11 protein-coding genes and 1 tRNA gene are annotated in these 13,401 nt (G+C 77.2%); 3 read left to right on the top strand and 9 right to left on the bottom strand.

The genetic code is table 11. From position 1 onward, the window contains the following. The first annotated feature begins 30 nt into the window (after positions 1–30). Entirely contained in the window at positions 31–1,563 is a 1,533-nt protein-coding gene (locus MN205_RS13370) for an alpha/beta hydrolase (protein ID WP_242128378.1), read from the top strand. Between the two features lie 64 nt (positions 1,564–1,627). Further along, positions 1,628–1,701, top strand: a tRNA-Thr gene (locus tag MN205_RS13365). A gap of 51 nt (positions 1,702–1,752) precedes the next feature. Here MN205_RS13365 and MN205_RS13360 read toward each other — a convergent pair. From MN205_RS13360 to MN205_RS13320, 9 genes are all read right to left on the bottom strand, one after another. Beyond that, positions 1,753–2,406 carry a TIGR03086 family metal-binding protein gene (locus MN205_RS13360; RefSeq protein ID WP_242128068.1) on the bottom strand — a complete coding sequence of 218 codons (654 nt, stop codon included), beginning with the start codon at positions 2,404–2,406 and terminating at the stop codon, positions 1,753–1,755. 89 nt (positions 2,407–2,495) lie between these two features. Then, complete coding sequence (locus MN205_RS13355; protein WP_374115940.1) at positions 2,496–3,545, bottom strand: sugar kinase; 1,050 nt, start codon at positions 3,543–3,545, stop codon at positions 2,496–2,498. A gap of 80 nt (positions 3,546–3,625) precedes the next feature. Continuing rightward, positions 3,626–4,282: a bifunctional 4-hydroxy-2-oxoglutarate aldolase/2-dehydro-3-deoxy-phosphogluconate aldolase gene (gene eda / locus MN205_RS13350; RefSeq protein ID WP_242128065.1), complete on the bottom strand. Its 657-nt coding sequence runs from the start codon at positions 4,280–4,282 to the stop codon at positions 3,626–3,628. Between the two features lie 23 nt (positions 4,283–4,305). Further along, a complete protein-coding gene (locus tag MN205_RS13345; protein WP_242128063.1) occupies positions 4,306–5,307 on the bottom strand; it encodes a C-terminal binding protein in 1,002 nt (333 codons plus the stop codon). Between the two features lie 91 nt (positions 5,308–5,398). Continuing rightward, on the bottom strand, positions 5,399–5,836 hold the full coding sequence (locus tag MN205_RS13340; protein ID WP_242128061.1) for a PGPGW domain-containing protein: 438 nt from the start codon (positions 5,834–5,836) through the stop codon (positions 5,399–5,401). A gap of 77 nt (positions 5,837–5,913) precedes the next feature. Then, positions 5,914–8,619, bottom strand: coding sequence for an EAL domain-containing protein (locus tag MN205_RS21265; RefSeq protein ID WP_308220281.1), 2,706 nt, complete (start codon positions 8,617–8,619; stop codon positions 5,914–5,916). Positions 8,620–8,832: 213 nt separating this feature from the next. Continuing rightward, complete coding sequence (locus MN205_RS13330) at positions 8,833–10,179, bottom strand: DUF2254 domain-containing protein (protein WP_242128059.1); 1,347 nt, start codon at positions 10,177–10,179, stop codon at positions 8,833–8,835. A 90-nt stretch (positions 10,180–10,269) separates the two neighbouring features. Further along, the gene (locus MN205_RS13325; RefSeq protein ID WP_242128057.1) at positions 10,270–11,283 is read right to left on the bottom strand and encodes a zinc-binding dehydrogenase; all 1,014 of its coding nucleotides are present in this window, start codon (positions 11,281–11,283) and stop codon (positions 10,270–10,272) included. Positions 11,284–11,323: 40 nt separating this feature from the next. Then, positions 11,324–11,677, bottom strand: a complete 354-nt coding sequence (locus MN205_RS13320) for a hypothetical protein (RefSeq protein ID WP_242128056.1) — start codon at positions 11,675–11,677, stop codon at positions 11,324–11,326. Between the two features lie 308 nt (positions 11,678–11,985). Here MN205_RS13320 and MN205_RS13315 point away from each other — a divergent pair, with 308 nt between their 5' ends. Continuing rightward, positions 11,986–13,317, top strand: a complete 1,332-nt coding sequence (locus tag MN205_RS13315; protein ID WP_242128054.1) for a bifunctional o-acetylhomoserine/o-acetylserine sulfhydrylase — start codon at positions 11,986–11,988, stop codon at positions 13,315–13,317. Positions 13,318–13,401: the final 84 nt, after the last annotated feature.

Raw genomic sequence — 13,401 nt, 5'->3', positions numbered from 1 at the left:
CGGCCGCGGTGGTGGCACGCTGTGACGACCATGCGACGTCCCGCCCCCGTCCTCGTGACCGCCGCGACCGCGCTGCTGCTGGGCGGGTGCTCCCTGCTGCCCGGTGGGGAGCCGGGCGCCGAGCCGGTCGGCACCGCCTCACCGGTGGCCTCCGAAGCCGCCGCGGACCCGGCGCTGGCGGCCTTCTACGACCAGCGCCTGGAGTGGGCGGACTGCGGCGGAGGCTTCGAGTGCACCCGCCTGACGGTGCCGGTGGACTACGCCGACCCCACCGGGGCGACCGCGTCGCTGGCGCTGGTGCGCTCGCGCACGAGCGCCACCGGTGAGGACCGGCTCGGCTCCCTCGTGCTGAACCCGGGCGGTCCCGGGGCCTCCGGCGTGGAGTACGCGCGCGCGGCTGGCAGCGTCCTCACCGACGAGGTGCGCGAGCACTTCGACGTCGTCGGCTTCGACCCGCGCGGCGTCGGCGGCTCCGACCCGCTGCGGTGCCTGCCGGACGAGGAGGTCGACGAGTTCCTGGCGGCCGACCCCACCCCCGACGACGCCGCGGAGGTGCGCCGCCTGCAGGAGCTGACGGCCGAGCTGGGTGAGGGGTGCGTCACCTCCGGCCCGCTGGCCGCCCACGTCGACACCCGCACCGCCGCGAAGGACCTGGACGTGCTGCGCGCCGCGCTGGGCGACGACAAGCTCACCTACCTGGGCAAGTCGTACGGCACGTACCTCGGCGCCCTGTACGCCGAGCAGTTCCCGCAGCGGGTGGGGCGCCTCGTGCTGGACGGGGCGATCGACCCGTCGCTGACGGGGGAGGAGGTCAACGCCGGGCAGGCCGCCGGGTTCGAGGTGGCGCTGCGCTCCTACGTCGAGGACTGCCTCGCGGGGGACGACTGCCCGCTGTCGGGGGGCACGGAGGCGGCGCTGGGGCAGGTGCGCGCGCTGCTGGCGGACCTGGACGCCGAACCGCTGCCGACGTCGTCGGGCCGCGAGCTGACGCAGGGCCTGGCGTACTACGCGCTGGCGTACCCGCTGTACGCGCCGTCGCTGTGGCCGCGGCTGACGGAGGCGCTGACGGCGGCCTCCGCCGGGGACGGCACGGCGATGCTGGCGCTGGCCGACGCGTACGCCGCCCGCAGCGCCGACGGCCGCTACGCGAACAACTCCAGCACCGTCATCCACGCCGTGAACTGCCTGGACCGCACCGACGAGCAGACGCCGGAGCAGGTGCGCGCCTCGGTGCCGGAGTTCGAGGCGGCCTCGCCGACGTTCGGCGCGTTCCTGGCGTGGGGCGGGCTGGCGTGCGCGGAGTGGCCGGTGCCCGCGGTGGGCCCGGCCGAGGCGGTGGACGCCGCCGGTGCCGGCCCGATCCTCGTGGTGGGCACCACCCGTGACCCGGCGACCCCGTACGAGTGGGCGCAGGGCCTGGCCGGGCAGCTGGACTCGGGCCGGCTGCTGACGTACGACGGTGACGGGCACACCGCCTACCGCACCGGCAGTGCCTGCGTGGACGAGGCCGTGGACGCGTACCTGCTGGCGGGGGAGCTGCCCGAGGAGGGCGCGCGCTGCTGACCGGTGCGGTCGAGCGCACCCGTGACGTCCTGTAAGCTCTTGGACCGTGCCCAGCCGGGCACGTGCCGCCTTAGCTCAGTCGGCCAGAGCGACGCACTCGTAATGCGTAGGTCCGGGGTTCGATTCCCCGAGGCGGCTCACACGGAGCCCCGCAGGTCACCGACCTGCGGGGCTCTTCGCATCCCGGGCTCACGCGGCCGGGGGCCGCCACGCCGGGTCGCGCCCGGCCAGCCCCAGCACGAGGTCGAACTCCGGGGCGCCCGCGGGCACCGGCACCGGCGGCCCGAACAGCCCGGCGCGGGCGGCCGGGTCCGCCGGGACCGACTCCACGAAGGCCCGCACCGCCGCCAGGTCCACCGGGTCCACCCCGTAGGGCTGCCCGGTCGCCACCGCGAGGTCCCAGCCGTGCAGGACGAGCTCGTCGAGAGCGACGAGCCCCGCCTCGCCGGCTCCCAGGTCCACCCCGCCGGCGCGCGTGGCCCCGCGCCACGCCGACGGCGCCGCCCACGCGTCGGCGAGGACGCGCAGGCGGTCGGGGACCTGCGCGCGCCAGCCCTCCGGCAGCCCGGTGGGCCCGCCCCCGGGCGGGGTGTCCGTCAGCGGGCCGAGGTCCTTGCGGGCCGCGGCCGTGAAGGCCGGGGCCAGGCCGCCCACGTGCTCCAGCAGGTCGGCCACGGTCAGGCCGGCGCACGGCGTCGGCGCGTCCAGCAGCTCCTCGGGCACGGCGGCCACCACGCGCGCGGTGCGCTCGGCGGCCGGGTGCAGGTCGACGGGGTGCAGGTCGACGGGGTGCGGGTCGACGGGGTGCGGGTCGACGGGGGTGGTGCTCGCGTCCTCGGTCACGGTGCTCTCCTCCCGGTGGCGGCTCACGGGGGTGACTCGCGCGAGCGCCCGGACTCACCGCACCGGCCGGCGACCCGCCCGCCCGGTGCTCAGCGGTCCACGCCGGAGCGCCCGCCGGCGGCCAGCGCCAGCACCTCCGCCTCGGTGGCCATCGTCGCGTCGCCGGGCGTCGTCATCGCCAGGGCGCCGTGCGCGGCGCCGTACTCCAGCGCCGTGGCGAGGTCCTCCCCGCGCAGCAGGCCGTGCACGAGGCCGGAGGCGAAGGAGTCGCCGCCGCCGATGCGGTCGAGCACCTCGACGTCCTCGCGGAACACCGAGCGCAGCAGCCCCGTCGCGGGCGACCACGCCACTCCGCCCCAGTCGTTGCGGGTGGCGCTGCGCACGGTGCGGCGCGTGGTGGCCACGACCGCCAGCCGCGGGAACTCGCCGGCCAGCCGCTCGAACTTGCCGGTCAGCTCCGCGGGTCCCAGCTCGTGCGGGCCGTCGCCGGCGGAGGCGGCCTCGAACCCCAGCACGGCGGCCAGGTGCCCCTCGTGGCCGAGGAGGACGTCGACCTCGCGGACGATCTCGCGGTTCGCCGCCCACGCGGCCTCCAGCTCGGCGGGGCGCTCGCGCAGGGCGCGCCACAGGCTCGGCCGGTAGTTCAGGTCGTAGCTGACGACGGTGCCGTGCCGGCGGGCGGCGCGCACGAACTCCAGGGCGGTGGCGCGCGCGGACTCGCTGAGCGCGGCGAAGACGCCCCCGGTGTGCAGCCAGCGCACCCCCAGCTCGCCGAAGAGGTGCTCGGCGTCCACGTCACCGGGGCGCAGCTGCGAGGCGGCGGTGTGCCCGCGGTCGGAGACGCCGACGGCGCCGCGCAGCCCGAACCCGCGCTCGGTGAAGTTCAGCCCGTTGCGCGCCTCGCGGCCGACGCCGTCGAAGGGCACCCAGCGCACCAGGGAGGTGTCCACCCCGCCGGTGAGGACGAGGTCCTCGACCAGCCGGCCCACCTCGTTGTCCACCAGCGCGGTCGCGATCGCCGTGCGGTGCCCGAAGGTGCGGCGCAGCCCGCGCACCACGTTGTACTCCCCGCCGCCCTCCCACACGCGGAAGGAGCGCGCGGTGCGGATGCGGCCCTCGCCCGGGTCCAGGCGCAGCATCACCTCGCCGAGCGCGACCGCGTCGAAGCGGCACTCGCCCGCCGCGCGCAGCCGCAGCCCCGCGCTCGCCGGCCCGGCGCTCACGCGGCGGCCACCCGGGCGACGGCGTCCGCGGTCAGCCGGGTGACGGCGGCGAAGTCGCCGGCGGCGATCCGGTCGCGCGGCACCATCCAGGAACCGCCCACGGCCGCCACCGCGGGCAGCGCGAGGTAGCGGGCGAGGTCGTCCGGCCCGATCCCGCCGGTGGGCACGAAGCGCACCCCGGGGAACGGGGCGCCGAGCGCGGCGATCGCCGCCGGCCCGCCGGAGGTGGCGGCGGGGAAGAACTTCAGCACCTCCAGACCGAGCTCGAGCGCGGCCTGGACCTCGGTGGCCGTCACCGCCCCGGGCAGGACGGCGACGCCGTGCTCGCGGCAGCGCTCGACGACGGCGCGGCTGAGGCCGGGGGAGACGACGAAGCGGGCGCCCGCCGCGACGGCCTCGTCGACCTGCCGGGCCGTCAGCACCGTGCCGGCGCCGACGAGGACCCCGCCGCGGTCGGTCATCGCGCGCACGGCGTCGGCCGCGGCGGGGGTGCGGAAGGTGACCTCGGCGACGGGCAGCCCGCCGGCGGCGAGGGCGTCGGCGAGCGGGGCGGCGTGCGCGGCGTCGTCGAGGACGACGACGGGCACCAGGCGGGCGGTGGTGGCGGCGGCGATCGGGTCGCCGGCGCCGGCCGCGGCGGGGGTGGTGTCCACGGGGGGTTCCTCCTGGGGCGGGGTCAGCGGGCGGGCCGGTCGCCGTCGACGGGGAAGGCGCTGTTGCGCCCGGGGGCGCCGAGGACCTGCGGGTTCAGCACGTCCCGGGGGCGGCGGCCGGCGAGGACGTCGACGACGTTGGCGGCGGTGCGCCGCTTCAGCTCCGCGTAGGACTCCTCGGTGTACCAGGCGAGGTGCGGGGTGAGCACGACCTGGTCCATCCCCAGCAGCGGGTGCCCGGCCGGCAGCGGCTCGGGGTCGGTGACGTCCAGGCCGGCGCCGGCGAGGCGGCCCCGCTGCAGCGCCTCGACGAGCGCGTCGGTGTCGACGAGCCCGCCGCGGCTGGTGTTGACCAGGACGGCGTCCGGGCGCACCCGTGCCAGCCGTTCGCGGCCGATGAGCCCGCGGGTGCCGTCGGTCAGCGGCGCGTGCAGCGAGACGACGTGCGAGCGCTCCAGCAGCTCGTCCAGGCCGACGAGGGGGACGTCGTCGGGGCCGGCGCAGCCGGGGTCGTGCCCGATCACCTCGAACCCCAGGGCCGCGGCCTTGCGGGCGGTGGCGGTGCCGATGCGGCCGGTGCCGACGACGCCGAACGTCCGCCCGCGCAGGGCGTGGACGGGACGCACCGCGGCCAGGTCCGGCCGCCCGGCCCGCACCGAGCGGTCCATCCGGACGAGCCCGCGCGACGCGGCGAGGGCGAGCGCGAGGGCGTGGTCGCTGACGGCGTCGACCCCGTAGTCGGGGACGTTGCACACGGCGATGCCGCGGGCCGTGGCCGCCTCGACGTCGACGGAGTCCACGCCCACGCCGTAGCGGCCGACGGCGCGCAGCCCGGGCAGCGCGTCCATGACGTCGGCGGTGATCCGCGCGTACTGCACGAGGACCCCCTCCGCGCCGGCGGCGTTCTCGACGACCTCGGCCTGCGAACGGGACCGCGCGAGCACCAGGTCGATGCCGGCGGCGGTGGCGACGGCCTCCTCGGGCTCGAACGAGTCGTGGTCGCACTCGGTGATGACGATCTTCATCGGGGTTCCTCCGGGGAGCGGTGTCGAGCGGGGTCGGTGGCGCCGGGGCGGGGGACTGCCGAGCGGGCTCGGCGCGGCGGGCCGCGGCCCCTCAGCGCCCCCGGCGGGTGCGCGCCCGGTACCCGGCCCGCGCGCGGCGCCCCCGCCCGGTGTGCGCCCAGGCGACCACCGCGCCCAGGAACACGCCGCTGAGCACCAGGAACGCCCCGGACCATGCCCCCAGCAGCGGCAGGCCCACCCCCACCAGGCCGAGCACCCCCAGCACGACGAGCACCACCGCGCACACCACCGACAGCACCGCCCGCGAACGGCGCTCGCCGACCTCGTCCACGCCCCGCCACGCCTCCCGCTGCGCGCGGCGCAGCGGCCGGCGCGCCCACGCGTACTGGGTCGCCAGCACCGCCAGGCCCGCCGCGACGAGGACGAACCCGGGGCCGGGCAGGACCAGCAGCACCACCCCGGCCAGCGTCAGCGCCCCGCCGCCGACGGTGACGGCGGTCTTCTTCACGGCCTGCGCCGATCGCGCCACGGCACCTCCCGGTGCGTCCACTGCCCTCGCGTCCGCCCCGATGCTCGGCCAGGCGGGACGGGTCCGCACCCGGGCGTTCAGCCGCGCGGGACCGGCAGCGGCACGGCGGCCCCCGCGAGGGCGGCCCCGGCCGGCTCCACCGGTGCCGGCAGCCGCGGTGTCGCCAGGTGCTCCGGCGGCACCGCCCGGCCGAACAGGTGGCCCTGGGCCGCGTCGCACCGCGTCGCCACCAGCTGCGCCAGCTGGTGCGGTTCCTCCACGCCCTCGGCGACCACACCGAGGCCGAAGGAGTGCGCGGCGCTGACCACCAGGCGCACCAGCGCCGCGTGCCCGGCGTCGATGGACGCCACCAGGCTGCGGTCGATCTTCAGCACGTCCACCGGCAGGCGGGAGAGCTGCCCGATCGACGTGTAGCCGGTGCCGAAGTCGTCGATGGCGACGCGCACCCCCGCCCCGCGCAGCGCCCGCAGGTGCTCCAGGGCCAGCGGCTCGTCCACCAGCACCGTCTCGGTGATCTCCACGGTGAGCCGGGCCGGGTCCAGGCGGGCGGCGGCCAGCGCCTCCACCACGTCGTCCAGCAGCCGCGGCGAGGCCAGGTGCCGCCCGGAGACGTTCACCGCCACGGCCAGCCCGGCGCGCTCGCCGCCCTCGGCGTCCCAGCGCAGCAGCTGCGCGGCCGCCTCGCGCAGCGCCCAGCGCCCCAGGTCGCACACCAGGTCGCTGCGCTCGGCCACCGGCACGAACGCGTCCGGGCGCACCAGGCCGTGCCCGGGGCGGCGCCAGCGCACCAGCGCCTCCGCGCTGCGGGTGCGGCCGGACGCCAGGTCCAGGACCGGCTGGTAGTGCAGCACCAGCTCCCCGCGCTCCAGGCCGGTGCGCAGGGCCTCCTCCGTGGCGCTGCGCGCGCTCAGCTCCGCGCGCACCCGCTCGTCGAAGACCTCCACGACGCCGCGGCCGGCGGCCTTGGCCCGGTACGCCGCCGCGTCCGCGTCGTGCAGGAGCTGCTCCGGGCCGGTGCCCGGCCCGCTCAGCGCCACGCCCACGCTGGCGCCCACCGCCACCTCCCGCCCGCGCAGCCGCACCGGTTCGCTCACCACCTGCACCAGCCGTTGCGCCGGCTCGCGCAGGCCCTCCAGGCCCGTCGCGGCGTCCGGGGCCACCACCACCGGCACCAGGACGAGGAACTCGTCACCGCCGAGGCGGCACACCACGTCCCCGGTGCGCACGGCTCCGCCCATGCGGGCCGCGACCACGCGCAGCAGCTCGTCGCCGGCGGCGTGCCCGAGGGAGTCGTTGACGTGCTTGAAGCGGTCCAGGTCGACGAACATCAGGCCCGTGCGGTGTCCCTCGCGCTCCGCGTCGCGCAGCGCCCGCTCCAGCAGCACCTGCGCCCGCGCCCGGTTCGGCAGCTGCGTCAGCGCGTCGTGGGACGCCTGGTGCACGAGGTCGGCGCGCAGCCGCTCGCGCTCCTGGATGGCCGTGATCAGCTGGGAGACCGAGGCGTGCACCACCTCGCCCAGCGGCCCCTCCAGGGGCCGCCGGGCCACCTCCGAGTCGAGGTCGCCGTCGGCGACGGCCTGCGCCTGGTCGCGAAGGCGGCGCAGCCCCTCCACGGCGGCCGCCAGGCCGCGCGCGACGGTGCGCACCTCCTCGGGGCCGGACTCCTGCACGTCCACCAGCTCACCGGCGCCCACGGTCCGGGCCTGCGCCGCCAGCCGGTCCAGGGGGCGGGTCAGGGACAGCCGCACCACGAGCGTGCCGACCAGGCTGACCGCGAGCAGCCCGGCCGCCAGGGCCACCAGCGCCCTCAGCTCCGAGCGGACGCGCCGCGACCGGGCCGTCGCCGCGTCCACGGTCAGGGCCGCCGCCGTGTCGAAGGTGGCGCGCAGCCCCGCCTCCCGGCGCGCGTTGGCCTCCAGCAGCGCCGGCAGGCGGTCCGGCGGCGGCTCCTGGCCGGCCGTGGCGGCCGCGGCGGCGGTGGCGTCCACGGCGCGGGCCCGGCCCGCGACCGCCGCCGTCCACGCCGTCACCACGTCCGGGGAGGAGTTCGCCACGACCTCCGCGGCGGCGTGCCGGTAGCCGCCCCACACCTCCACGAAGCGGCCGCGCGCCGTGCCGGTGCCGGCGCCGTCGGTGAGCGCGGCGGTCAGCAGCAGGGGCAGCTCGGCGCTGGCCAGCGTCGTGGCGTGCGAGACGCGCAGCAGGTCGCCGACGGCCGCCGTGCCCGCCCCGTCCAGGCCCTGGGCGCGGGCGCGGCGCACGTGCGCGGCGACGTCGACGCCCAGCCGGTCGGACAGCGCGCCGTAGTCGGTGAACAGCGCCTCGGCCGTGCCGTCGTCCGCCGCGCGCCCCCGCAGCAGCCGCAGCGTCTCGGCGGTCCGCCGCGCCTGCGGTGCCGCGAGGGTGCCGCGGGCCGCGGCCAGCGCCCGGTCCACCTCGGCGCGCGCCCGCGCGAGCTGGCGCTCCACGTCGGCGACCTCCAGGTCCACCAGCTCCCGCGGGCCGGCCCCGCCGCCGCGCGCGCGCAGCACCAGCGCCGGCACGGACTCCTGCACCACCGCGACCCGCGCGGCGTCCAGCGCGACCGCCGCGCGGACCTGGGCGACGGCCTCGTCCACCGAGCGCAGCTGCGCGGTGCGGTCGCGCACCAGCCCCGCCACCAGCAGGGTCATCCCGAGCAGGGGGACGAGGACGAGGGCGAGCAGGCGGTGCTGCAGCGTGCCGCCGCGCCACCGACGGCTCGCCGCGGGTGCCGCGGGTGTCGCGGGTGTCACGGGTGTCACGGGGCGCACCTCGGCGCGGGGACCGCGTTCGTTGAGCGGCGCGGTGCCGGGACGACCCGGACGCCGCGCGCAGCCACCCGCTCGGCCCAGCGCGACGGCCCGGCCGGGGGGCTCAGGGGCACCCGTCCAGGGAAGGCCACGGTGGTCCAGCGGTCAAGCGGTTCGGTGCGACCCGTCCCGCCCCCCGCTCACCGGGACGCCCGGTGCGGTCCCTCAGCGGCCGGCCGCCAGCTCCCGCGCCAGCTCTGCCGCCCGCTCGTGCACCTGACGGCGGTCCTCGACGGTCCACGGCTGGTCCTCGACCACCTCCAGCACCTGCTGCACCTGGGCCAGCAGCGGCTCCACGCGCCCGGCCGGGACGCGCTCGCCCAGGAAGGCGAGCACCTCCAGCAGGCGCAGGGTCACCGAGACGTGCGAGGCGCCGGCGCGGCGCAGCTGGCTGAAGGCGGCGTCGACGTGGCCGGCCCAGTCGGGGCGCTCCAGCAGCAGGAGCAGCCGGCCGTCGCGGGTGGTGCGCACCGGTGGCTCCAGGTCGCGGTCGGCGAGGGTGCCCAGCGCGTCCCCCAGGTGCAGCAGGACGTGCTCCGCGGTGGTGGGGTCGTTCGTCGACGGCGACAGCGCGCGCAGCCCCACGTCCACCAGCTGCTGCACCACGAACAGCGGGTCGTGCGGGGGGGTGCGCTCGTCGGCGAGCAGCACGGAGCAGCGCACGTCCTCCACGACCCCCGGCTCCGGGGGCGGGGCGACCGCGGCGATCACCGACCCGCGGGCCACGAAGCTGCCCACGCCGGCGCGCACGTGCACCAGCAGCGGGTCGTCGGCGTCGGCGTGCTCGCCGGTGCTCAGCAGCCGGTCGGCGTCGAAGCCGCGCACGAACCCGCCGCGCCGGGCGCGCACGAGGGTGTGCGGGCGCTCGGCCACCTCCCGCCGCAGCGCGGCGGCCCGATCCGGGTGGTCGTCCGGCGCGGCGGCCCGCTGCCCGACCTCGCTGGGGTGGTCGCCCTCCAGCTGTGCCAGGAGGTCGTCGCGCAGCCGGGAGATCACCACCGACACCTGCAGCGCGAGGGACACCTGGTGGATGAAGAAGACGAGCAGGCCCATGCAGGTCAGCGCCAGCAGGACCCCGGTGGTCACGGCCAGACCCGGCACGAACACCGGGCCCTGCTCGCCGCTGCGCACCGTGCGCAGCACCAGCAGCGAGTAGACGAAGGTGCCGGTGTAGGCGCCGATGACCAGCTGGTTGGTGAGGCTGGAGGTGAAGCCGCGCAGGATGCGGGGGGAGAACTGCGAGGACGCCTGCTGCAGCGCGATCATCGTCAGCGAGAAGGCGATCGACACGACCGTCAGCAGGGAGCCGGCGATCGCCGACAGCAGCGTGCGGGCGGCGTCGGCCGAGCCGCTGAAGAGCCACGAGCCGGCGGCGCCGGTGGTGTCGCCGTAGGTGCTGTCGATCCACACCAGCACCTCGGCGAGCGCCGCCTCGAACAGGACGATCAGCCCCGGCAGGAACCACAGCCGCGACCGGGCGTCCTCCCACTTGTTCACCACCCACGTGCGCACGGCGCGATCCTGTCGGCTCGCGGCCGCCGGCGCTCGCCGGCGGCCGCGTCAGGTGTGCCGCGTCAGGTGTGCCGCGTCAGGTGTGCCGAGTCAGGGGTGCAGCAGCACCTTCAGCGCCCCGGAGGAGCGGTCCCCGAGGACGTCCAGCGCCTTCGCGGCGTCCTCGACGGCGAACTCGTGCGTGATGAGCGGGGTCGGGTCCAGCACGCCGGCGGCGAAGGCGCGCACCGCATACGCCCAGGCGCGGGTGGGGGCGCCGAAGACGGTGAGCACGTGCACGTTGCGCGAGACCAGCTCCAGGGAGGAGAGGTCGTCGGCGTCGGCGGCGGGGATGCCGGTGAGCACGACGCGGCCGCCGCGGCGGGCCAGGCGCACGGAGGTGCGGGCGACGCCGGGGGCGCCGGCGGCCTCGATCACGGCGTCGAAGGTGCCCTCCAGCGCCTCGGCGCCCTCGGTGGTGGCGTAGTGCGCGGCGCCGCAGCGGCGCGAGAGCTCCTCGCGGCTGTCGTTGCGGTGCACGACGGTGACCTCGCAGCCGGCGCCGCGCAGGAGCTGCACGGCCAGCAGGCCGAGGGTGCCGGCGCCGACGACGGCCACCTTCGAACCGGCGGAGACGTCGGCGAGCAGCACGGCCTCGGCCACGCAGGCGGCCGGCTCGATGCCGGCGGCGGCGCGCAGGTCGGCGCCCTCCGGGAGCAGGTGCAGGTAGCGGGCGGGGATCGTCAGGTACTCGGCCCAGCCGCCGGGCAGGGTGAAGCCGGTCTCCTCGTACTCCTGCTCCCAGCCCTCGGTGTCTCCGGCGACGGAGGCGGGGGTGCCCTCGGCGGTGCGGATGCCCTGCCCGACGACGCCGCGGCCGACGAGGCCGTCGGGCACGCCGGCGCCGACGGCCTCGACGGTGCCGGACCACTCGTGGCCGGGCACGACGGGGTAGCGCACGAACTCGGCGGGGCGGGTGCCGGCGAACACCTCGCGGTCGGAGCCGCAGATGCCGCAGTGGGCGACCTTCACCAGGGCCTCACCGGGGCCGGGGGGCGCCACCTCGACGTCGACGACCTCGAGCTGACCGGGGGAGACGATGCGCACGGCGCGGGAGACAGCCATGGGCAGAACCTAGTGCCCGTTCCCGCGGGGCCGTGCGGCGCTACCGGCCGGTGCCCTCGGCGCGCTCGATGACCTCGCCGAGGGCGGCGACGAGGCGGCGGGCCTCGGTCAGCGACATCTGCGTGGTGTCGCCGATGAAGACGCGGGGGCCGAAGCGGCGCAGGACGGTCTGGCCGCTCTCGGCGTAGGCGAGGTCGGTGCACTCCAGGCGCACGGGGCAGGGGCGCTCGGCGCCCTCGTCGCCCTCCAGGGGCACCACCTGCGACTCGTAGGCGTGCAGCCACCCGCCCTCGACCTCCAGGCCGCGCGAGGCCCAGGGGGGCGCGTCCCAGCGCACGACCTGGATCGAGTCGTCCGTGACGGCTGCGTCGGTGCTCGTCGGCCTGGCGTCCATGGTGCTCCTGCTGCTCCGGGGGTCCACAGGCGTGGTGATGCTGTGTGATCACAGGGTTGCCCGTCGTGGTCGAGGCCAGCGTGCCAGAGGACGAGCCGCGTCGCATGGTGCCGAGGCAATTACTTTCTGTCACCAATCGGGGGGCGGGAGTTGCCCGGGTGCCCGTCCCGGCGGCACCATCGGGCCATGTCCCCGGTCCTGGTCGTGCTCGACCCGTTCTGGCCGGGCCGGCGCCCGTACCTCTTCGACGGCTGGTGTCCGCGTCCCCGCTGACGCCCCCACCACCCCCGACGGACGAGGACCCCACCGTGAGCACCGACGAGAACCCCGGCACGCCCCCCGCCAGCCCCGCCGCCACCGCCGCGTGGAGCTTCGACACCCTGCAGGTCCACGCCGGCCAGCAGCCCGACCCCACCACGGGTGCCCGCGCGCTGCCGATCTACCAGACCACCAGCTACGCCTTCCGCGACACCGACCACGCCGCCGCCCTCTTCGGCCTCACCGAGCTCGGCAACATCTACACGCGGATCATGAACCCGACCCAGGCGGTCGTCGAGGAGCGCATCGCCGCCCTCGAGGGGGGCCTGGGCGCCCTGCTGGTGGCCAGCGGCCAGTCCGCGACGACCCTCGCCGTGCTGAACGTCGCTCAGGCCGGCGACCACGTCGTGGCCAGCCCCCGCCTGTACGGGGGCACGTACAACCTCTTCCGGCACACCCTGCCCAAGCTGGGCGTCACCACGACGTTCGTCGAGGACCCCGACGACCCCGCGTCCTGGAGCGCCGCCGTGCGCCCGGCGACGAAGCTGTTCTACGCCGAGACGATCTCCAACCCCGCCGGGGACGTCCTCGACATCGCCGCCGTCGCCGACGCCGCCCACGCGGCGGGCGTGCCGCTCGTGGTGGACAACACCGTCGCCACCCCCTGGCTCGTGCGCCCGATCGAGCACGGCGCCGACGTCGTCGTGCACTCGGCCACCAAGTTCCTCGGCGGGCACGGCACCTCCATCGCCGGCGTCGTCGTCGACTCCGGCCGCTTCGACTGGGCCGCCTCCGGGCGCTTCCCCGGCCTGAGCACCCCCGACCCCAGCTACCACGGCGTCGTCTTCACCGACGCCGTCGGCCCGGCCGCCTACGTCACCAAGGCCCGCGTGCAGCTGCTGCGCGACCTCGGCCCCGCCGCCGCGCCGTTCAACGCGTTCCTCGTCGCGCAGGGCCTGGAGACCCTCTCGCTGCGCATGGAGCGGCACGTGCGCAACGCCCGCGCCGTCGCCGAGTTCCTCGACGCCCACCCGCAGGTCGAGAAGGTCAACTACGCCTCCCTGCCGTCCTCGCCCTGGCACGCCACCGCGCAGAGGTACACCCCGCGCGGGTCCGGCTCCGTGCTCGCCTTCGAGATCGCCGGCGGCCTCGAGGCCGGCAAGCGGTTCGTCGACGCCCTCGTCCTGCACAGCCACGTCGCCAACATCGGCGACGTGCGCTCCCTGGTGGTCCACCCCGCCTCCACCACCCACAGCCAGCTCACCGTCGAGGAGCAGTTCAGCTCCGGCGTGACCCCCGGCCTGGTGCGCCTGTCCGTGGGCATCGAGGCGATCGAGGACGTCCTCGCCGACCTCGCCCTCGGGTTCGCCGCGGCCGCCTGAGCGCGGCGCAGCGGGGACACTGGACGCGATGGGGAGCGGGGGAGACGTGACGGTCGACGTGGTGGAGCAGGCGGTGAGCGGCCC

Source organism: Kineococcus sp. TRM81007, from assembly GCF_022669155.1.
Taxonomy (GTDB): domain Bacteria; phylum Actinomycetota; class Actinomycetes; order Actinomycetales; family Kineococcaceae; genus Kineococcus.
The sequence above is the reverse complement of the archived record's forward strand: the minus strand, read 5'-3'. Positions and strand labels throughout refer to the sequence as shown.

Bases quoted from the DNA above. Each gene is read 5' to 3' on its own strand.
- MN205_RS13370 (WP_242128378.1), top strand. From the start codon at position 31: ATGCGACGTCCCGCCCCCGTCCTCGTGACCGCCGCGACCGCGCTGCTG.
- MN205_RS13355 (WP_374115940.1), bottom strand. From the start codon at position 3,545: ATGCTGCGCCTGGACCCGGGCGAGGGCCGCATCCGCACCGCGCGCTCC.
- MN205_RS13345 (WP_242128063.1), bottom strand. From the start codon at position 5,307: ATGAAGATCGTCATCACCGAGTGCGACCACGACTCGTTCGAGCCCGAG.
- MN205_RS13325 (WP_242128057.1), bottom strand. From the start codon at position 11,283: ATGGCTGTCTCCCGCGCCGTGCGCATCGTCTCCCCCGGTCAGCTCGAG.
- MN205_RS13320 (WP_242128056.1), bottom strand. From the start codon at position 11,677: ATGGACGCCAGGCCGACGAGCACCGACGCAGCCGTCACGGACGACTCG.